Here is a 19,645-nt window from a genome sequence, read left to right as displayed (position 1 = left end):
GATCGATCATCCGTGGTCAGAAGGGGTTTCCGTGCCCTGAAAGGGATCGATGATCGATCACGGGTGGTGGGGGTGGGGTGGGGAGGAGTGCCGGAGGGGCGGAATGTGTGGCACTGCGTGCCAGTGGGGGTGTGGGGCGACACGGGGGGTTCTGCTGATGGGGTGACGGGGCGGCCTGGTGGGGTGGGGCCGCCGGCGGCCGAGCCTGTTCCGTCGCCGGGCGTCCGCCGTGCCGGGGTCGGTTCGGGGCCGCCGGGCTGTTGTGTCGCCGGGCGAACGCCGCGCCCCCGGGTTCGCGACGGATCGCCCGTCGCTAGTAGCCCGTCGTGCGGAGCCAGCGGAGCGTGGTGGCGAGCTCTTCGCCGAAGTGCTCGCAGAGCGCGAGCAGTCCGCGGCCCGTGGGCGAGTCGGTCAGGCCGGTGGAGTCGGGGAGGGACTCCAGGGCGCCGTGGCAGGCCGTTTCCACGGTGGAGTGACGGGAGGCGAAGTAGCCCCCGGGCGCCGGGTCCGTCAGAGAGGTCAGGTACGCGCGGTGGGCCCCCGCCGAAGGGTGGGGGTGGAGGGAGTCCTCGACGAGGCCGTCGAGGTGGCGCGCCAGGCCGGCCGAGGTTTCGAGCACGCGGTCGGCCTCGTCCTCACCGGGGGTGTCCAGCAGTGCGGCGAAGGTCAGGAGGTTGTCGATGGTCTCCAGCTGGACGAGCTGGACCGTGTCCGGGTCGACCTCGGACGTGAAGAGCGGGGCCGTACGCAGCTCGGCGACGGCGTCCCGGTAGGCGCGGTCCGACCGCTCGCCGGGAGGCGACGCGGCCAGCCGGAACAGTGACTCCAGCACGGAGCGGTCGAGGCCCCACTCCGCGTCCGGTTCGATCAGAACGAGCGGCGCACGCCACCGCCACAGAGCGAGAGCGGCGGCCTGGCGCTGCCGGGCGGGCCTCGGCTCGGTCTCCATCGGTCCCTCGTCCTCGCTCGGTCCGTGCCCCCGGAGGCCGGACGGCCTCCGGGGCCGGGTTCAGCGGTTGTGCAGGGCCTCTTCGATCGTGTGCATGATCTCGGAGAGAGGCGCGTCCGTGCGGGCCACCGTGACCAGGACCTCTCCAGAGGTCGAGACCTGGGCCGGCGGCGGCGAGGCGGGGGTGCGGCCCGCGCCGATGCCCGTGCCGAAGGTGCGGCGCACGATCGCGAAGGCGTGGTCGAGCTGCGTCTCGACATCGCCCTGCCCGCCCGCCCGCAGCCACCGCCGCAGCACGTGGTTGTGCGCCGTCACGACGGCCGACGCGGCGACCTCCGCGAGCAGCGGATCGTCGTTGCCGTCGTGGTGAGCCTGCTCGTCGAAGTGACCGAGGAGGTACCGGGTGAAGAGGCGCTCGTACCGGGCCACCGAGGCGATCTCCGCCTCGCGCAGCGTCGGCACCTCACGCGTCAGCCGGTACCGCTCGACGGCGACCGTCGGCGACGACGCGTACATCTTCATGACTTCCTTGATGCCCCGGCAGACCGTGTCGAGCGGGTGCTCGTGCGGCGGCGCCGCGTTGAGCACCGCCTCCGCGCGCACGAGCGTGTCGTCGTGGTCCGGGAAGATCGCCTCTTCCTTGGAGCGGAAGTGCCGGAAGAAGGTGCGCCGCGCGACGCCCGCCGCGGCGGCGATCTCGTCGACCGTCGTCGCCTCGTACCCCTTGGTGGAGAACAGCTCCATCGCCGCCGCCGCGAGCTCCCGGCGCATCTTGAGCCGCTGGGCGGCGGCGCGGCTGCCCGCGGCGCTCATCTCCGCCGGAGCGTCGGGCTGAGCTGGGGTACGGGAGGTCTGATCGGCCTTGGGCATGACCCGAACGTACTGCATGTACGTTCCCAGACGCTCCCCGGTCAGCGGGCCGCCCGGTTCCCCGAGCAGCCCGCCCCAGTCCGCACCCACGTCCGAAGCGGCTCCCGTCCCCGACTCAGCGCCGGGCATATTCGCGGAAGCCACGGCCCGTCTTGCGGCCGAGGCAGCCCGCGGCCACCAGGTGCTCCAGGAGCGGCGCCGGAGCGAGCCCCGGGTCGCGGAACTCGCGGTGCAGCACCTTCTCGATGGCCAGGGAGACGTCCAGGCCCACCACGTCGAGCAGTTCGAACGGACCCATCGGGTAGCCGCCGCCGAGCTTCATCGCGGCGTCGATGTCGTCCAGCGTCGCGTAGTGCTCCTGCACCATCTTGATCGCGTTGTTCAGGTACGGGAACAGCAAAGCGTTCACGATGAAGCCGGCGCGGTCCCCGCAGTCCACCGGGTGCTTGCGGACCTTCAGCGTGAGGTCGCGGACGGTCGCGTGCACGTCGTCCCCGGTCAGGACCGTGCGCACGACCTCGACGAGCTTCATCGCCGGGGCCGGGTTGAAGAAGTGCATGCCGATCACGTCCTGAGGCCGCGACGTGGCGCGGGCGCAGGCGACGACGGGCAGCGACGAGGTGGTCGTCGCCAGGATCGCCCCCGGCTTGCAGACCTTGTCGAACGTGGCGAACAGCTGCTGCTTGATCTCCAGGTCCTCGGCGACGGCCTCGAGGGCCAGGTCGACATCGGCGAAGGCCTCGTAGGTGCCGGCCGGCGTGATCCGCGCGAGCGTCTGCTCCGCGGCCTCGGCGGTCATCCGGCCCCGGCCGACGGAACGCTGGAGCGACTTGGCGATCCGGGCCTTTGCCGTCTCGGCCTTCTCCTCGCTGCGCGCGGCGAGGACGACGTCGTAGCCGGCCTTCGCGAACACCTCGACGATGCCGGAGGCCATCGTCCCGGAGCCGGCGACACCGACGGAGCGCACCGTGCGGGTGGGCGCCGCGTCCGCGTCGGTCAGCGGTGTCAGCGCGTCCCGCACGACGACCTCGCTGCCCGGCGCCTCGTACGAGTAGAAGCCGCGGCCCGCCTTGCGGCCGGTCAGGCCCGCCTCGGCGAGCTGCTTGAGGATCGGCGCGGGCGCGTGCAGCCGGTCGCGGGACTCGGCGTACATCGCGTCCAGGACGGTGCGCGCGGTGTCGATGCCGATCAGGTCGAGCAGTTCCAGCGGGCCCATCGGCAGACCGCAGCCGAGCTTCATCGCGGCGTCGATGTCCTCGCGGGAGGCGTACTTGGCCTCGTACATCGCGGCGGCCTGGTTGAGGTAGCCGAAGAGCAGACCGTCCGCGACGAAACCGGGCCGGTCGCCGACCGCGACGGGCTCCTTGCCCAGCTCGACGGCGAGCTCCGTGACGGCGGTGACCGCGGTCGGCGCGGTCAGCACGCTGGAGACGACCTCGACGAGCTTCATCGCGGGCGCCGGGTTGAAGAAGTGCAGGCCGAGCACGCGCTCGGGGCGGGCCGAGTCGGCGGCGAGCCGGGTCACGGACAGCGCGTTGGTGCCCGTCGCGATGATCGTCTCGGGCCGCACGATCGCGTCCAGGTCCCGGAAGACCTGCTGCTTGATCTCGTACGACTCGGGCACGACCTCGATGACCAGGTCCGCCTCGGCCGCGGCCTGCAGATCGGTGAACGTGCGGAAGCGGGCGAGCAGGTCCGCCCGCTGCTGCTCGGTGAGGTGCTCGCGGCGCACCGCACGCGCCGTCGAGGCCTCCAGGGCGGCGACGGCCTGCCCGGTGGCGGCCTCGCTGATGTCGATGCCGATGACCTCGCGGCCGGCGCGGGCGAGCACCTCGGCGATGCCGGTGCCCATCGTGCCGAGACCGACGACGGCGATCGTCGAGAGAGGGGACAGGGGAGCGTCCATCCGGGAACTCCAGGAGTGAGGGTGACGACTGAGGGGTCGTACGCGGACGCCGGAAAGGCGGAGGGCGTACGGGAGTTGATCCGCGCGACCGGCCGTGCAGGGCGGGTCGCGGGGCGGAACCGGACGGCCCTGTCCCGGAGCCGTGCCGTACTGAGAAAAGAAGTGCTGGTACTGCGAAGTGCGGTACCGAACCGACTGACACTCGGGGCGGCTGCGTCACCAGGCCGCCTGGAGTGGTGCTGCGGGAGGGTGTGTCCCGCTCAACTGAGCTTAACCACCGGGTAACGAGCGCGCCAGTCCTCGCGGTTGGTCATTCGCTGTGATCTATGTCGCCGCAGGCCGGGCGCGTCTACTCTGGCCGCCATGGACGAAGAGTCGCGAACGGTGACGGAACGCATCCGGAAGGAAGCCGGTGGGACGCCCGCCTTCGAGCGGCTCGCCGCGACCGAGGACCGCGACACCCTGGCCGCGGTGCTCACCGCGCCCGAACAGCCGCTGTGGGCGCGGGAACTGGCAGCTCACCGGCTCGGCTTCGCGGGCGACCGGCGCGCGTTCGAGGCCCTCGTCCTGCTGCTCAACCACCGCGATCCCGACCGCTGCGCGGCCGCCGCCGACGCCCTCGCCGCGTTACGCGACCCGCGCACCGCCCGGGCCGCCGCCGCCCTCGCCACGAACGAACTGCGCGTCGCCTACGCCCTGCACCCGATCCGGCTGCTGACCCGGCTGCGCGCCCCCGAATCGGCCCCGGCCCTGATCACCACGCTGCGCCGGCGCCTGGTCCCGCACGACCCGTACCGCAAGGTGGCGCTCGCCTGCGTCGAGGGCCTCGGCAGTCTCGCCGACCCCCGGGCCCGTGAGGTGCTGACCGAGGCGAGCGCGCAGCCGCGGCTCGCGATGGCGGCGGCCGCGGCACTGGCCCGGCTCCCGGCCTCCTGACGGAGACCGGGAGCGCAGGGGGAGCGGTTCAGCCGCGGAAGCCGAGCAGCCCGTGCAGCGCGGTGCCGCCCGAGGAGCGGGGCAGCACCTTCGTGGTGCGCGGCTTGGGGTCGGGCAGCTTCTTGCAGACCGCGTCCGCCTCGCCGCCGTCGCCCCGCGGGACCTTCCCGGTCGCCAGGTAGGCGGACAGGTGGTCGTCGAGGCAGTCGTTGCCGCTGAGCGTGATGCCGTGGTTGCCGCCGCCCTCCTCGACGACCAGGCTCGAACCGGCGAGCCGCCGGTGCATCTCGACGCCGCCCTCGTACGGGGTCGCCCCGTCGTCCGTCGCCTGGAACAGCAGCACCGGCGGCACCGCGTGGTTCACGACGTTCGTCGGGTGCCCGGCGCGCGTCGGCCAGAAGGCGCACGGCGCGTTGTACCAGGCGTTGTTCCAGGTCGAGAACGGCGCCTTCTCGTTCATGTGCCGGTTGTCGACGCTCCAGCGGTTCCAGTTGCGCGGCCACCGCGCGTCCTGGCACTGCACCGCGGTGTAGACGCTGTACCCGTTGTCGCCCTCGGCGTCGACCGCCGCGAAGTTCTCGTACGCCTCGACCAGCGGGTCCGTGTCCTTCTTCTTCGCGTACGCGGCGAAGGCCTCGGCGAGGAAGGGCCAGTAGCCGTCGAAGTAGCCGCCCGGCAGGAAGGTGTCCTCCAGCTCGCCGGCGCCGACCTTGCCGTCGGCCGGCTTCTTCGCCAGCGCGTCCCGCATCGCGTTCCACTTCGCCTCGATCACGGCCGGGTCCTTGCCGAGCCGGTACGTGGCGTCGTGCCGCGCCACCCAGGCGAGGAAGGCCTGGTGGCGGGCGTTGAAGGCGAGATCCTGGGACATGTTGTCCTGGTACCAGACCCCGGTCGGGTCCACGATCGAGTCGAGCACGAAGCGCCGCACCCGCTCGGGGAAGTACTTGGCGTAGACGGCGCCCAGGTAGGTGCCGTACGAGTAGCCGAAGTAGTTGAGCTTCGGGGCGCCGAGCGCGCGGCGGATCGCGTCCATGTCCTTGACGCTGGAGACGGTGTCCATGAACGGCAGGAGGTCCCCGTACTTCTCGCCGCAGGCGCGCGCGAAGGCCTGGGCCCGGTTCAGGTTCGCCGTCTCGATCGCCTGCGTCGTCGGCACGCTGGAGGGGCGTACCGGGTCGAAGTGCCCGGGCTTGCAGTCCAGGGCCGGCTTGCTCTTGCCGACGCCGCGCGGGTCGAAGCCGATCACGTCGTACTGGGCGGCGATCTTCTTCGGCAGGTTCGAGGCGACGAATCCGGCGAGGGTCAGGCCGCTGCCGCCGGGGCCGCCGGGATTCACCAGGAGCGGGCCCTGCGACTTCTTCGCGGTGTGCGGGACGCGCGACAGGGCGAGGGTGATCTGCCGTCCGTGCGGGTCGTCGTGGTCCAGCGGCACCTTCAGGGAGGCGCACTGGAGGGCCGGGTAGCTCTTGGTGCCGCACTTCTTCCAGGTGGGGGAAGCGGCGGCGGACGGGGCGGACGCGGGGCCCGCGGCGGCGGTGGCGGGGGTGACGGCACCGGCGGCCAGGGCGGCGACGCCGCACAGTGCGGCTGCGCGCTTCTTCATGGAGCCTCCCAGGGCGAAGGGGAGGACCGCGAGTCCACGGCCCAGCCGGATCGTCCCGGAGTGGGGGCCCGTCAGAACCTGTTCAGCGGGAATTTGACCCGATTGCGGTCACAGGAGGGTCAGCTGAGTGGGTGCCGGCGGCCCGGGCTCCGGTTCCGGCACCCGGCGTCGCAGCGCCGCCCGGGACGGCCCGATCCCGAACTCCTCCGCCAGCTCGTGCACCTGACGGGTCACCCGCCGCTGGTACCACTTCGGGGCGTACGCGCCCTCCGCGTACAGCCGCTCGTAGCGGCGCACCAGATACGGGTGGTGCCGGCCGAGCCAGGCCATGAACCACTCGCGGGCCCCGGGCCGCAGGTGCAGCACGAGCGGGGTGACGGAGGTGGCGCCCGCCCGCGCGACCGCCCGCACCGTGGCGCGCAGTTGCTCGGGCCGGTCACCGAGGAAGGGGATCACCGGGGCCATCAGGACCCCGCAGCCGATCCCCGCGTCGGTGAGCGCCCGGACGACGTCGAGCCGGCGCTCGGGCGCGGGCGTGCCCGGCTCCACCGTGCGCCACAGCTCCGGGTCGACGAAGCCGACCGACACCGAGATCCCGACGTCGGTCACGTCGGCGGCCTGCCGCAGCAGGGGCAGGTCGCGCAGGATCAGCGTGCCCTTCGTCAGGATGCTGAACGGGTTCGCGTAGTCGCGCAGCGCCTCCAGGATGCCCGGCATCAGGCGGTAGCGGCCCTCCGCGCGCTGGTAGCAGTCGACGTTGGTGCCCATCGCGATGTGGTCGCCGTGCCAGCGGCGTGAGGCGAGGTGGTGGCGCAGCAGCGTCGGCGCGTTCACCTTCACCACGATCTGGCTGTCGAAGCCGAGGCCGGTGTCGAGGTCGAGATAGCGGTGGGTGTTGCGGGCGAAGCAGTACACGCACGCGTGCGTGCAGCCCCGGTACGGATTGACCGTCCACTCGAACGGCATCCGGGAGGCGCCCGGCACCCGGTTGACGATCGAGCGGGCCCGGATCTCGTGGAACGTGACGCCGGCGAACTCGGGGGTGTCGATCGTGCGGGTCGTGACCGCGTCCGCGCCGAACAGCGCGGCGTCGGGCGCGCGGCCGTGTTCGGTCCGCCCGTCGTCCATGGATCCCGTGGGGTCTGTGGATCCCGTCGGGTCGGTGAGGTTCTCCCAGCGCATGACGCCTCCTCGCTAGCACTGGCCACAGAATAGAACACATGTTCCCTTGATCGTGCGAACCCTTTCCGGGGCCGGATTTGGTGGCCGCAGTGCCGGGTGATTGGCTGGGCGCAGTCAAGGGGTGACCCCTGAAGAACCAAGTGCTGGAGGAAGAGTCATGGCGCAGGTCGAGGCCATCACGGAGCGTGTCGTCGCCGCGAAGCCGGACGACGTGTTCGACGCCCTCGCCGACTACAGCGGCACCCGCCCGAAGCTGCTGTCCGAGCACTTCAGCGAGTACGAGGTCCGCGAGGGCGGCGACGGTGAGGGCACCCTCGTCCACTGGAAGCTCCAGGCCACCAGCAAGCGCGTCCGCGACTGCCTGCTCGAGGTCTCCGAGCCCACCGACGGCGAGCTCGTCGAGAAGGACCGCAACTCCTCGATGGTCACGACCTGGCGCGTCACCCCGGCCGGCGAGGGGAAGTCCCGCGTCGTCGTCACGACCGTGTGGAACGGTGCGGGCGGCATCGGCGGCTTCTTCGAGAAGACCTTCGCGCCCAAGGGGCTCGGCCGCATCTACGACGCCGTTCTCGCCAAGCTCGCCGCCGAGGTGGAGAAGTAACCCGGCAGGCGCGCCTCGCGCACCGATTCACCGCTCACCGTTTCGAGTGGTTTTCGTTTCGCGCCGGTTGTACGCCGTAGGGCTCCGACCGGCGCATTCGTCCCCGCCTGCCCCCTGAGCGGCATCTCGTCGCGCTTGCCCCCCGTTGTCGCGTAATGCGAGAAATGGGCGGCGCAAGGGCGACGAGGGGAGTGGCAGGTGGGCACGACGACGCTGGAGACCGAGCCGGTGGGGAGCCCGGTGACGGCCCCCGCCCCGGAGCCGGTCACCGCGGCCGACCCGCCGCAGGAGGCCGCCCCGCCTCCGCTCCCCGGACACGGGCTGAGCCCGCGCCGGGTGCGCATGGTCTTCGTCGGTCTGATGCTCGCGCTGCTGCTCGCCGCGCTGGAGCAGATGATCGTCGCCACCGCGCTCCCGAAGATCGTCGGTGAGCTGCACGGCCTCGACAAGATGTCCTGGGCGATCACCGCCTACCTGCTGACCTCCACGATCGGTCTGCCGATCTACGGAAAGCTCGGCGACCTCTTCGGCCGCAAGGGCGTCTTCCTCTTCGCGATCGTCGTCTTCGTCATCGGCTCGGGCCTCGCGGGCCGGGCCGAGAGCATGGACCAGCTCATCGCGTTCCGCGCCGTCCAGGGCGTCGGCGCCGGCGGCCTCATGATCGGCGTGCAGGCGATCATCGGCGACATCGTGCCGCCGCGCGAACGAGGCCGCTACATGGGCCTGATCGGCGCCGCGTTCGGCCTCGCCTCCGTCGCGGGACCGCTGCTCGGCGGCTACTTCACCGACCATCTGTCCTGGCGCTGGTGCTTCTACATCAACGTGCCCTTCGGCCTGGTCACCCTCGCCGTCACGGCCGCCGTCCTCAAGCTCCCCAAGCCGACGAGGAAGGCCCGACTCGACGTCCTGGGCGCCCTGTTGCTCGCCGCCGCCTCCACCTGCCTGGTCCTGCTGACCAGTTGGGGCGGCACCGAGTACGCGTGGGGCGACCGGGTCATCGTCGGACTCGGCGCGGGCGCCGCCGTCTGCGCCGTGCTCTTCGTCGTCGCCGAGAAGTACGCGGCCGAACCCCTCATCCCGCTGCGGCTGTTCCGCGACTCCGTGTTCAACCTCAGCGGGCTCGTCGGCATGGTCGTCGGCGTCGCCCTCTTCGGCGCCGCCAGCTATCTGCCGACCTTCCTCCAGATGGTCGACGGCGCCAGCGCCACCGAGTCCGGGCTCCTCATGCTCCCGATGATGGGCGGCGTCGTCGGCGCCTCCGTCCTCTCCGGCCAGCTCATCAGCCGCACCGGCCGCTACCGGATCTACCCGATCCTCGGCAGCGCCCTGTCCACGCTCGGCATGTATCTGCTCTCCCGGCTGGAGGTCGACACCCCGCGCCTGGAGTACAGCGTCTACATGGCCGTCCTCGGCGCCGGCATCGGCCTGATCATGCCCGTGCTCGTCCTGGCCGTGCAGAACTCCGTACGGCCCACCGACCTCGGCACCGCCACCAGCGCCAACAACTACTTCCGGCAGATCGGCGGCAGCGTCGGCGCCGCCATCTTCGGCACGCTCTTCGCGAACCGGCTCGCCGACTCCCTCGCCGACCGGCTGCCCGCAGGCGGCCACGGACCCGACGCCGAATCGATCACCCCGCAGCTCGTGCACGCGATGCCCGCGGCGCTGCGCACCCCGTACATCGAGGCGTACGCCGACGCGATGCCCCGGATCTTCCTCTACCTGGTCCCGGTCCTCGTCCTCGGCCTGCTGCTCGCCTTCTTCCTCAAGGAGACCCCTCTGTTGTCCAGCGCCGCCTCCACCTCCTCCTCCGCGCACCCCGTGATCCCGGCCCAGGAGCGGGCCGCGCACGCCGCCGGAATCCCGGTCTGCGGCACGGTCCAGCACCCCGACGGCACCGTCGTGCCGCGCGCCGCGCTCACCCTCATCGACGTCGGCGGCACCCAGATCGGGCGCGGCGCGAGCGGCGACGACGGGCGGTACGCCCTCTCGACCCCCGGCTCCGGCTCGTACGTGCTGATCGCCGCGGCCGGGGGCCACCAGCCGCAGGCCGTCACCGTCACGGTGGGGGAGCGGCCCGTCGAGCTCGACGTGGTCCTCGGCGGCGCGGGACGGCTCGCGGGGTCCGTCGTCACGGCCGACGGATCCCCCGTCCGGGAGGCGACCGTCACGCTGACGAACGTCCACGGGGAGGTCGTCGCGACCACCCGCAGCGGGCGCGAGGGCGGCTACGTCATCTCCGAACTCGTCGCCGGGGAGTACACGCTGGCCGCCAGCGCGCCCGCGTTCCGGCCCGCCGCGCTGCCCGTCACGGTCATGGCCGCGCGGGAGACCCGGCAGGACGTCGAGCTCGCGGGCGGGGCGGTGCTCCGGGGGACGGTGCGGGCGCTCGGGGGGCGGCCGGTCGAGGACGCGCGGGTGACGCTGCTCGACGCGGCCGGGAACGTCGTCGACACGCTCACCACCGGTGGGGACGGGGCGTTCCGGTTCGTCGACCTCTCCTCCGGGGAGTACACGGTGATCGCGGCGGGTTACCCTCCGGTGGCCACCGTGCTCCAGGTTGCCGGCGGGGGGCGCACCGAGCGGGACCTCCAGCTCGGCCACGAGGACTGACGCGCCGTGACTTCGGGCTGTTCGTCGTCGGCTGACGGCCGGTGGGGCTTCTCGCGCAGTTCCCCGCGCCCCTGAAATGCAGACCCTTCGGGTCGCATTTCCCCGATGAGGCGCAGCCTCATCAGGGGCGCGGGGAACTGCGCGACCAGGCCCCACCAGAGCCGCGGACGAATTTCGACGTCCGGGCCCCGGGCCCGTCATCCCACCCGTACCGTTGAAGAAGGGCGACCCGGACAGAAGGAGCGCGGCGATGAATGGAACGGGTCAAGCCCCGCAGGGCCACGTTCCGCTCGCCGTAGTCGTCATCGACCACACCGGCGACGTCACCCACTGGAGCACCGGCGCCCGCCGCCTGTTCGGTCCCGCCCGCGAGGACGCCGTCGGCCGCCCCGCCACCGATCTGCTGCCCGTGAGCGGCGCCCTGCCGCAGGACGGGCGGGCCGCGTACCCGGCCTGCGGGCGGGCCCGGCTGGACGCGGGCGCGGGGCACCCGGACCGGATCGACGTGCTCTGGTGGGCGTACCCCCTGGCAGGACCGGGGCCCGAACGGCTGCTCGTGCTCGCGGCGGACGCGGCCGGTGCGGAAGGCGGTGCCGGGCCGGTGAGCGAGCAGCTCGCCCCGGGGTTCGCCCGGCACACCGACTTCCCCGCCGCCGACGAACTGGCCCGCGCCCTGCCCGAGATCCTGCCGAGCATGAGCGTCGGGGAGAGCGCCCGGATCGTCGCCCAGGTGCTCGAACTGGGGTATCCGGTCCTGGAGTTCAGCCACCGCGACCGCGTGCCCGTGACCGCCGACTGGGGCGTCTCGCGCCGCACCGAGCGCAAGGAGCGGCGCGCCCGAGCAGCCCGCGCCGCCGCGGCCGGAGTGCCCTCCCCGCGCAGCCCCCTCGACGACGCCGAGGACCTCGAGTACGTGGCGGTGCGCGAGCGCCTCGAGTTTCTCAACGAGGTGAGCGGGGCCATCGGTTCGTCCCTCGACCTGTCCCGCACCATCGTCGAGGTCAGCCGTGCCGTCGTCCCCCGCTTCACCGACGTGGCCGGCACCTATCTGCGCGAGCAGGTCGTGGCCGGCGAGGGGTTCCCCGAAGGGCCGCCCGACGCGACGACGCTGTGGCACCGCGTCGCCCTGGAGCACACCGACGAACCGGGGCGCTGGGACGATGTGGTGCCGGTCGGCGAGTCCATGCCGTTCCCCGTGCACACGCCGTTCTTCCAGTGCATGACCAGCGGGGATCCGGTCCTCGTCCCGTACATCTCCGAGGAGATGGGCAACGCGATCGCGAGCCAGTTCGAGAAGCGGGACATCCGGCCGCTGATCACGCACCGCTCGATGCTCGTCGTCCCGCTCAAGGCGCGCAACGTGGTCCTCGGGTTCATGATCCTGCTGCGCCACCGGGAGCGGCCGGTCTTCAACGACATGGACCGCGTCACCGGCGCCGAACTCGCCGCGCGGGCCGGACTCGTGCTCGACAACGCCCGCATGTACACGTACCAGGAGTCGGTGGCCGAGACGCTGCAGGACAGCATGCTGCCGCGGATCGCGCCCCGCCTGCCGGGCTGCGACATCGCCACCCGGTACCTGCCGGGCACGCTGCTCGGGCGGGTCGGCGGAGACTGGTTCGACGCCGTGAAGCTGCCGGGGGCCAGGACCGCGCTCGTGGTCGGCGACGTGATGGGGCACGGGCTCAACTCGGCGGCGATGATGGGCCAGTTGCGCACCGCCGTGCAGACCATGGCCGCCCTCGACCTGCCGCCCGCCCAGCTCCTGCGCAACCTCGACGACCTGGCGCACCGCCTCGGCGACACCTACCTCGCGACCTGTCTCTACGCCGTCTACGACCCGATCGCGGGCGAGCTGCACCTGGCCAACGCGGGGCACATCCCGCCCGTCGTGGTGCGCGCGGAGGACGGCCGCAGCGAGCTGCTCGCCCTGCCGACGGGGGCGCCGATCGGCGTGGGCGGCGTCCCGTTCGAGTCGGTGACCGTGCCCGTCGCGCCCGGCGACCGCCTCGTGATGTGCACCGACGGCCTGGTCGAGGTGCGCGGGGAGGACATCGGTGTGGGGCTCGCGACGCTCTGCGAGTCCGCCGCGCACCCGGCGGCCTCCATGGACGACGCCTGCGACACCATCATCCGCTCCCTGGCCACGCGCGGCGGACGCAAGGACGACGTCGCGCTGCTCATGGTCCGCCTGGCCGGTATCGAGGGCGGGGACGTCGCGCACTGGGAGCTGCCCGCCGAGCCCGCCCAGGTGGCGCGGGCGCGCGCCCTGGTCCGGGAGCGGCTCGCCGCGTGGGGGCTGTCGGGCTGCGAGTATGCCGCCGAGCTGATGGTGAGCGAGCTCGTGACCAACGCGGTGCGGCACGCGCGGGGCGGCTCGGTGCAGCTGCGCCTGATCCGGTCCGGCACCCTGCTGTGCGAGGTGGAGGACACCGAGCACACCCTGCCGACGCTGCTCAACGCCGGTCCGGGCGACGAGTTCGGGCGCGGTCTGCGGGTCGTCGCCCGCCTCGCGCGGGAGTGGGGCACGAGCCGTACCGCGACCGGCAAGACCGTCTGGTTCGAGCTGACGGCACGCTGACCCGGGTGCCCGGCCGACGCCCGCTTGTGGGACGGCGCGGGGCACGGTAGACCGATCGGACACGTCGACCGACGGCGCTGTGCGTACCACCGGGAGGGCCCATGAGCGTGACGGAGCGCTACAAGGATGCGTGGGAGAGCTTCTGGGAGAACGCGCCCGACGAGCCGGGCGGCGTCTTCTGGGACGCCGAGCCCGCCCTGACCGCCGCCCTCCATGTCGCCCTGTTCGAACCGAGGTTGGCGTCACCCGGGCTTCCCATGGTCGACCTCGGCTGCGGCAACGGCACACAGACCCGCTTCCTCGCCGACCGCTACCGCAAGGTCGTCGGCGTCGACCTGTCCGCCGCCGCCGTCGACCGGGCCCGCGCCGCCGACCGCGCCGAACAGGCCGAGTACCGGCGCATCGACGGCACCGACCACGACCAGGTGGGCATGTTGCACGCCGAACTGGGCGATGTGAACGTCTACATGCGCGGCGTCCTGCACCAGAGCGACCCCGCCGACCGGCAGCGGCTCGTCGACGCGGTCGCGGCGCTCGTCGGCGAGCGGGGCCGCGGTTTCGTCGTCGAGCTGTCCGAGCGGGCCCGGCCGATCCTGCAGGGGCTGGCCCAGTCCCCGTCGGGCCCGCCGCCGAAGCTGGCCCCCGTCTTCGCGCACGGCATCGCGCCCGGCGAGGTGTCCGACGCGGCGGTGCCCGAGTACATGGCCGCCGCGGGCCTGGACGTCCTCGCCGCCGGCGAACTGCCGCTGACCACGACCGAGCGCGCCGCGGACGGCGCGTGGCTGGAGCTGCCGTCGACATGGGCAGTCGTGGGGCGGCGCTCCTGAGTCTTTTCGCCGCAGGGCTGTGACGTGCGCGAACTGGGCCTTCCGGGTGGGACATTGGACTACACCACTGGGGGTTGTCCACAGGCCTGGTGAGCGGCGGCCCGATCCGCGTACGGTGCTGGCCATGAAGATCCTCATCAGCGCCGACATGGAGGGCGCCACGGGAGTCACCTGGCCCGCCGACGTGCTTCCGGGCACGCCGCAGTGGGAGCGCTGCCGCGCGATGTTCACCTCGGACGTGAACGCGGCGGCGCTCGGCTTCTTCGACGGCGGCGCCGACGAGGTGCTGATCAACGAGGCCCACTGGAGCATGCGCAACCTGCTCCTGGAGCGCCTCGACGAGCGCGTCGAGATGCTCACCGGGCGGCACAAGTCGCTGTCCATGGTGGAGGGCGTCCAGCACGGGGACGTCGACGGCATCGCGTTCATCGGCTATCACGCGGGCGCCGGCATGGAGGGCGTCCTCGCCCACACGTACCTGGCGAACCAGATCACGGGCGTCTGGGTCAACGACGTGCGCGCGAGCGAGGGCCTGCTCAACGCGCACGTGGTCGCCGAGTACGGGGTCCCCGTCGTTCTCGTCACCGGCGACGACCACGCGTGCGACGACGCGCTCGGGTACGCGCCGGAGGCCCGCAAGGTCGCCGTCAAGGACCACGTCTCCCGGTACGCGGCCGTGTGCCGCACCCCGGCCCGCACCGCCGCCGACATCCGGGCGGCCGCCAAGGACGCCGCGTCGATCGCCGTGCGGCACGAGCCGGTGCAGGCGGGGCCGTTCACCGTCGAGGTCGAGTTCGACGCCGAGCACCTCGCCATGGCGTCGACCGTCGTGCCCGGCGTCGAGCGCACCGGCGAGCGCCGCATCGCCTACACCCACGAGACCATGTACGAGGGCATCCGCACCTTCAAGGCGGTCACCACGATCGCCTCGGCCGCGGTGGAGGAGCAGTATGGCTGAGCAGCCCACCAGGGCCCCGGCGGGCGCCGTCGACGAGCAGGCGCTGGACGAGGTCGTCACCTTCACGTCCGACCTCATCCGCATCGACACCACGAACCGCGGCGGCGGCGACTGCAAGGAGCGCCCGGCCGCCGAGTACGCGGCGGCGCTGCTGTCCGAAGCGGGTCTGGAGCCGACGATCCTGGAGCGCACCCCGGGGCGCGGCAATGTCGTCGCCCGCATCGAGGGCACCGACCCGGGCGCCGACGCCCTCCTGGTCCACGGCCACCTCGACGTCGTCCCGGCCGAGGCCGCCGACTGGAGCGTGCACCCCTTCTCCGGCGAGGTGCGCGACGGCGTCGTCTGGGGCCGCGGCGCCGTCGACATGAAGAACATGGACGCGATGATCCTCGCGACGGTGCGGAACTGGGCGCGGGTCGGCTTCCGGCCCCGGCGCGACATCGTCATCGCCTTCACCGCCGACGAGGAGGCCAGCGCGGAGGACGGCTCCGGCTTCCTCGCCGACGAGCACGCCGGGCTGTTCGAGGGCTGCACCGAGGGCATCAGCGAGTCCGGCGCCTTCACCTTCCACGACGGCGCGGGCCGGCAGCTCTACCCGATCGCGGCGGGCGAGCGCGGCACAGGCTGGCTCAAGCTCACCGCGCGCGGCAAGGCGGGCCACGGCTCCAAGGTCAATCCGGCCAACGCGGTGAGCCGGCTCGCCGCCGCCGTCGCCCGGATCGGCGACCACCAGTGGCCGGTGCGGCTCACGCCCACCGTCCGCGCCGCCCTCGCCGGGATGGCCGAGGTGTACGGCATCGACACCGACGTCGACGCACCGGACTTCGACGTGGACGCGCTGCTCGCCCGGCTGGGACCGGCCGCCGACCTCGTCGCGCCGACCGTCCGCAACAGCAGCAACCCGACGATGCTGTCCGCCGGTTACAAGATCAACGTGATTCCGGGCGAGGCCACCGCGCACGTCGACGGTCGGTATCTGCCGGGCACCGAGGACGAGTTCAAGGCGACGCTCGACGCGCTGACCGGGCCCGACGTCGAGTGGGAGTACCACCACCGCGAGGTCGCCCTCCACGCGCCCGTCGACGCGCCGGCCTTCGCGAAGATGCGGGCCGCCGTCGAGGAGTTCGCCCCCGAGGGGCACGTCGTCCCGTACTGCATGTCGGGCGGCACCGACGCCAAGCAGTTCTCCCGGCTCGGCATCACGGGCTACGGCTTCGCGCCGCTCAAGCTGCCCGAGGGATTCGACTACCAGGCCCTGTTCCACGGAGTGGACGAGCGGGTTCCGGTCGAGGCGCTGCACTTCGGAGTGCGCGTCCTCGACCGGTTCCTGCGCACGGCCTGAGCGCACGAGGCAGACAGAAGCGAACGGACTGGGCGAAGATGGCGGACGCGAAGGACATGGAGGCCTCAGGACACATGGGGGGCGGGGACGAGATGGTGGAGATCCAGTCGTACGGATCGTGGCCGTCGCCGATCGACGCCGCGCTGGCGGCCGCGCACGACGGCCGGCCGGAGTACTTGGGCTACGTCGGCGACGAGGCGTGGTGGACCGAACCGCGGCCGGCCGAGGGCGGGCGCCGCGCCCTGGTGCGCCGCAGGCCCGACGGCACGGAGCACTCGGTGCTGCCCGCGCCGTGGAACGTGCGCAGCCGCGTCATCGAGTACGGGGGCGTCCCCTGGGCCGGCGCCGACCGCCCCGAAGGCCCCCTCGTCGTCTTCGTGCACTTCACCGACCAGCGCCTCTACGCCTACGAGCCCGACGCGCCGGACGCCGAGCCGCGCCCGCTCACCCCGGTGTCCGCCGTCGGCGGTGGCCTGCGCTGGGCCGATCCGGTGCTCCACCCCGAGCGGGGCGAGGTGTGGTGCGTCCTGGAGGAGTTCACGGGCGAGGGACCGAGCGACGTGCGCCGCGTCGTCGCCGCCGTCCCGCTCGACGGATCGGCCGCCGAGGACCGGGGCGCGGTGCGTGAACTGACCGACGGCGCCCACCGGTTCGTCACCGGGGCCCGGCTCTCCCCGGACGGCCGCCGCGCCGCGTGGATCGCCTGGGACCATCCGCGCATGCCCTGGGACGGCACCGAGCTGCTGGTCGCCGAGGTCCGTGAGGACGGCACCTTCGGCCCCGCCCAGGTGGTCGCCGGCGGCCCGGAGGAATCCGTCTGCCAGGCCGACTGGGCCGCCGACGGCGCACTCCTGTACTCCGGCGACGCCGACGGCTGGTGGAACCTGTACCGGCTCGACCTGCGCTCCGGATGGCAGGTCCCGGCCCCGTCCGGCGCCACCCCGCGCGGTGTTGATCTGCGCCCGGCGCCCGCCCTGTCCGTACCGACCACCCCCGAAGGGGCCCTCGCCACGCCGACGCTCGCCGCCGCCCGGCCGCTGTGCCCGCGCGAGGAGGAGTTCGGCGGGCCGCTGTGGAAGATCGGCCTCAACTGGTTCACGCCGCTCGCCGGCGGACTGATCGCCGTCGTGCACGGCGTCGGCTCCACCGCGCTCGGCATCCTCGACCCGGAGACCGGCGAGGTCGTCGACACGGCGGGACCCTGGACCGCGTGGGGCTCGACCCTCGCCGCGCACGGCACCCGCGTCGTCGGCGTCGCCGCCAGCCCCCGCACCGCCGCCGAGGTCGTCGAGCTCGACACCTGCACCGGGCGGGCCCGCGTCATCGGCGCCGCGCACGACGACCCGGTCGACCCCGCGTACTACCCCGAGCCGCAGATCCGCACCTTCGCCGGGCCCGACGGGCGGGACGTCCACGCGCACATCTACCCGCCGCACAGCCCCACCCACGCCGCCCCCGACGACGAACTCCCGCCGTACGTCGTGTGGGCGCACGGCGGCCCCACCGGGCACGCCCCGCTCGTCCTCGACCTGGAGATCGCCTACTTCACCTCGCGCGGCATCGGCGTCGCCGAGGTCAACTACGGGGGCTCGACCGGCTACGGCCGGGAGTACCGCGAGCGGCTGCGCGAGCAGTGGGGCGTCGTCGACGTGGAGGACTGCGCCGCCGTCGCCCTCGCGCTCGCCGACGAGGGCACCGCCGACCGGGACCGCCTCGCCATCCGCGGCGGCAGCGCCGGCGGCTGGACCAGCGCGGCGTCCCTGACGAGCACGGACGTGTACGCGTGCGGCACCGTCATCTACCCGATCCTGGACCTCACGGGCTGGGCCCAGGGCGAGACCCACGACTTCGAGTCCCGGTACCTGGAGTCGCTCGTCGGGCCGCTCGCCGAGGTCGGCGCCCGCTACGCCGAGCGCTCCCCGGCCGAGCACCCCGAGCAGATCACCGTCCCGTTCCTGCTGCTCCAGGGCCTCGACGACGTGATCTGCCCGCCCGCGCAGTGCGAGCGCTTCCTCGCGCGGGTCGAGAGCGAGGGGCGGCGGGTGCCGCACGCGTACATCGCCTTCGAGGGAGAGGGCCACGGGTTCCGCAGGGCGGACACGATGCGGCGGGCGCTGGAGGCCGAACTCTCCCTGTACGCCCAGGTGTTCGGCCTGCACCCGACCGGGATCCCGACCCTGGAGCTGAACAAGTGACATCGCCGGAGTCCCTGGTCCGCCCCGAGCGGCTCGCCCCCGGCGCCCGGGTCGCGATCGTCGCGCCGAGCGGGCCCGTGCCCGGGGAGCGGCTCGCGGCGGGCCTCGACATCCTGCGCGGCTGGGGCCTGGAGCCGGTGGTGGGTGCCCATGTCCTCGACACCCACCCGGAGTTCGACTACCTGGCCGGCTCCGACGCGGGCCGCGCGGCCGACCTCCAGGCGGCCTGGTGCGACCCCGGCATCGACGCCGTGTTCTGCGCGCGCGGCGGATACGGGGCGCAGCGCATGGTCGAGCTCCTCGACTGGGAGTCGATGCGGGCGGCCAGGCCGAAGGTGTTCTTGGGGTTCAGCGACATCACGGCGCTGCACGAGGCGTTCGCGGTCCGGCTCGGGGTGTCGACGCTGCACGGGCCGATGATCGCGGCGGCGAACTTTCCCACGGACGACCGGGCGCAGAAGCATCTGTGGGCCACGCTGTTCGAGCCGGAGTCGGTGCGCACGATCGCCGCCGCCGCGGATCACCGGGTGCTCGTGCCCGGGGTCGCGGAGGGGCTGCTGCTCGGCGGGTGCCTGAGTCTGCTCGCGGCGGAGCTGGGGGCGCCGGCGGTGCGGGACTCCGCGCGGGGCGGGCTGGTGTGTCTGGAGGACGTGGGGGAGGAGACGTACCGGATCGACCGGTATCTGACGCAGTTGGCGCGGGCGGGGTGGTTCGACGGGGCCGCCGGGTTCGTTCTCGGGTCCTGGGCGGAGTGCGAGCCGGTGCGGGATCTTCTGGTGGACCGGTTGGGTGGGCTCGGGGTTCCCGTGGTGGACGACTTCGGGTTCGGGCACGGGGTGGGGTCTTTGACCGTGCCTCTGGGGGTGCGGGCCGTTCTCGACGCGGAGTCCGGCACGGTGGCTCTGGCCGAGCCTGCGTTGCGGTGAGCGCGGCTTCGTCTGCCGGGTGCGCTTGGTGTGCGGCTGCGGCTCCGGTGGGGGGGGGGGGGGGGGGGGGGGGGGGGGGGGGGGGGGGGGGGGGGCGGGGGCGGGCGGGGGGGGGCCCCCCCCCCCCCCCCCCGGGGCGCCACGCCACACCACCAC

14 protein-coding genes are annotated in these 19,645 nt (G+C 73.1%); 9 read left to right on the top strand and 5 right to left on the bottom strand.

Annotated features, from left to right (window positions below):
* Positions 1-313: 313 nt before the first annotated feature.
* From ACZ4E1_RS29140 to ACZ4E1_RS29130, 3 genes are all read right to left on the bottom strand, one after another.
* Positions 314-949, bottom strand: coding sequence for a hypothetical protein (locus ACZ4E1_RS29140; RefSeq protein WP_467544884.1), 636 nt, complete (start codon positions 947-949; stop codon positions 314-316).
* A 60-nt stretch (positions 950-1,009) separates the two neighbouring features.
* Positions 1,010-1,837: a TetR family transcriptional regulator gene (locus tag ACZ4E1_RS29135; RefSeq protein WP_467544881.1), complete on the bottom strand. Its 828-nt coding sequence runs from the start codon at positions 1,835-1,837 to the stop codon at positions 1,010-1,012.
* 97 nt (positions 1,838-1,934) lie between these two features.
* Positions 1,935-3,725 (bottom strand): 3-hydroxyacyl-CoA dehydrogenase family protein, encoded by a 1,791-nt coding sequence (locus tag ACZ4E1_RS29130; RefSeq protein ID WP_467544877.1) that lies wholly within the window; start codon positions 3,723-3,725, stop codon positions 1,935-1,937.
* A 363-nt stretch (positions 3,726-4,088) separates the two neighbouring features.
* Between ACZ4E1_RS29130 and ACZ4E1_RS29125 the strand changes: the two genes are divergently transcribed.
* Complete coding sequence (locus ACZ4E1_RS29125) at positions 4,089-4,661, top strand: adenylosuccinate lyase (RefSeq protein WP_467544874.1); 573 nt, start codon at positions 4,089-4,091, stop codon at positions 4,659-4,661.
* 28 nt (positions 4,662-4,689) lie between these two features.
* Here the strand turns inward: ACZ4E1_RS29125 and ACZ4E1_RS29120 are convergent, their stop codons facing one another.
* Together ACZ4E1_RS29120 and ACZ4E1_RS29115 are read right to left on the bottom strand one after the other, a co-directional pair.
* Positions 4,690-6,264, bottom strand: a complete 1,575-nt coding sequence (locus ACZ4E1_RS29120; RefSeq protein WP_467544871.1) for an alpha/beta hydrolase — start codon at positions 6,262-6,264, stop codon at positions 4,690-4,692.
* Between the two features lie 108 nt (positions 6,265-6,372).
* Positions 6,373-7,446, bottom strand: coding sequence for an Rv2578c family radical SAM protein (locus ACZ4E1_RS29115; protein ID WP_467544868.1), 1,074 nt, complete (start codon positions 7,444-7,446; stop codon positions 6,373-6,375).
* A gap of 157 nt (positions 7,447-7,603) precedes the next feature.
* Between ACZ4E1_RS29115 and ACZ4E1_RS29110 the strand changes: the two genes are divergently transcribed.
* The 8 genes from ACZ4E1_RS29110 to ACZ4E1_RS29075 all read left to right on the top strand — a co-directional run bounded on the left by ACZ4E1_RS29110 (position 7,604) and on the right by ACZ4E1_RS29075 (position 19,489).
* The gene (locus tag ACZ4E1_RS29110) at positions 7,604-8,047 is read left to right on the top strand and encodes an SRPBCC family protein (RefSeq protein ID WP_467544864.1); all 444 of its coding nucleotides are present in this window, start codon (positions 7,604-7,606) and stop codon (positions 8,045-8,047) included.
* Between the two features lie 198 nt (positions 8,048-8,245).
* Positions 8,246-10,660, top strand: a complete 2,415-nt coding sequence (locus ACZ4E1_RS29105; RefSeq protein ID WP_467544862.1) for an MFS transporter — start codon at positions 8,246-8,248, stop codon at positions 10,658-10,660.
* A 250-nt stretch (positions 10,661-10,910) separates the two neighbouring features.
* A complete protein-coding gene (locus ACZ4E1_RS29100) occupies positions 10,911-13,241 on the top strand; it encodes an ATP-binding SpoIIE family protein phosphatase (protein ID WP_467544860.1) in 2,331 nt (776 codons plus the stop codon).
* Positions 13,242-13,342: 101 nt separating this feature from the next.
* Positions 13,343-14,068: a class I SAM-dependent methyltransferase gene (locus ACZ4E1_RS29095; protein ID WP_467544857.1), complete on the top strand. Its 726-nt coding sequence runs from the start codon at positions 13,343-13,345 to the stop codon at positions 14,066-14,068.
* A gap of 124 nt (positions 14,069-14,192) precedes the next feature.
* Positions 14,193-15,026: a M55 family metallopeptidase gene (locus tag ACZ4E1_RS29090; protein ID WP_188336037.1), complete on the top strand. Its 834-nt coding sequence runs from the start codon at positions 14,193-14,195 to the stop codon at positions 15,024-15,026.
* Positions 15,019-16,368, top strand: coding sequence for a M20/M25/M40 family metallo-hydrolase (locus tag ACZ4E1_RS29085; RefSeq protein WP_467544853.1), 1,350 nt, complete (start codon positions 15,019-15,021; stop codon positions 16,366-16,368). The genes ACZ4E1_RS29090 and ACZ4E1_RS29085 overlap by 8 nt, the downstream gene beginning before the upstream one ends.
* 92 nt (positions 16,369-16,460) lie before the next feature.
* Complete coding sequence (locus ACZ4E1_RS29080) at positions 16,461-18,563, top strand: prolyl oligopeptidase family serine peptidase (RefSeq protein ID WP_467545329.1); 2,103 nt, start codon at positions 16,461-16,463, stop codon at positions 18,561-18,563.
* Entirely contained in the window at positions 18,560-19,489 is a 930-nt protein-coding gene (locus ACZ4E1_RS29075) for a S66 peptidase family protein (RefSeq protein ID WP_467544850.1), read from the top strand. Before ACZ4E1_RS29080 ends, ACZ4E1_RS29075 begins: the two co-directional genes overlap by 4 nt.
* The last annotated feature ends 156 nt before the right edge of the window (positions 19,490-19,645 follow it).

It is taken from the genome of Streptomyces sp. NPDC025806, from assembly GCF_055558275.1.
The sequence above is the reverse complement of the archived record's forward strand: the minus strand, read 5'-3'. Positions and strand labels throughout refer to the sequence as shown.

What these genes read in the sequence shown, in the direction of transcription:
- ACZ4E1_RS29140 (WP_467544884.1), bottom strand. Translation starts at nt 949, where the DNA reads ATGGAGACCGAGCCGAGGCCCGCCCGGCAGCGCCAGGCCGCCGCTCTC.
- ACZ4E1_RS29135 (WP_467544881.1), bottom strand. Translation starts at nt 1,837, where the DNA reads ATGCAGTACGTTCGGGTCATGCCCAAGGCCGATCAGACCTCCCGTACC.
- ACZ4E1_RS29130 (WP_467544877.1), bottom strand. Translation starts at nt 3,725, where the DNA reads ATGGACGCTCCCCTGTCCCCTCTCTCGACGATCGCCGTCGTCGGTCTC.
- ACZ4E1_RS29125 (WP_467544874.1), top strand. Translation starts at nt 4,089, where the DNA reads ATGGACGAAGAGTCGCGAACGGTGACGGAACGCATCCGGAAGGAAGCC.
- ACZ4E1_RS29120 (WP_467544871.1), bottom strand. Translation starts at nt 6,264, where the DNA reads ATGAAGAAGCGCGCAGCCGCACTGTGCGGCGTCGCCGCCCTGGCCGCC.
- ACZ4E1_RS29115 (WP_467544868.1), bottom strand. Translation starts at nt 7,446, where the DNA reads ATGCGCTGGGAGAACCTCACCGACCCGACGGGATCCACAGACCCCACG.
- ACZ4E1_RS29110 (WP_467544864.1), top strand. Translation starts at nt 7,604, where the DNA reads ATGGCGCAGGTCGAGGCCATCACGGAGCGTGTCGTCGCCGCGAAGCCG.
- ACZ4E1_RS29100 (WP_467544860.1), top strand. Translation starts at nt 10,911, where the DNA reads ATGAATGGAACGGGTCAAGCCCCGCAGGGCCACGTTCCGCTCGCCGTA.
- ACZ4E1_RS29095 (WP_467544857.1), top strand. Translation starts at nt 13,343, where the DNA reads ATGAGCGTGACGGAGCGCTACAAGGATGCGTGGGAGAGCTTCTGGGAG.
- ACZ4E1_RS29090 (WP_188336037.1), top strand. Translation starts at nt 14,193, where the DNA reads ATGAAGATCCTCATCAGCGCCGACATGGAGGGCGCCACGGGAGTCACC.
- ACZ4E1_RS29085 (WP_467544853.1), top strand. Translation starts at nt 15,019, where the DNA reads ATGGCTGAGCAGCCCACCAGGGCCCCGGCGGGCGCCGTCGACGAGCAG.
- ACZ4E1_RS29080 (WP_467545329.1), top strand. Translation starts at nt 16,461, where the DNA reads ATGGTGGAGATCCAGTCGTACGGATCGTGGCCGTCGCCGATCGACGCC.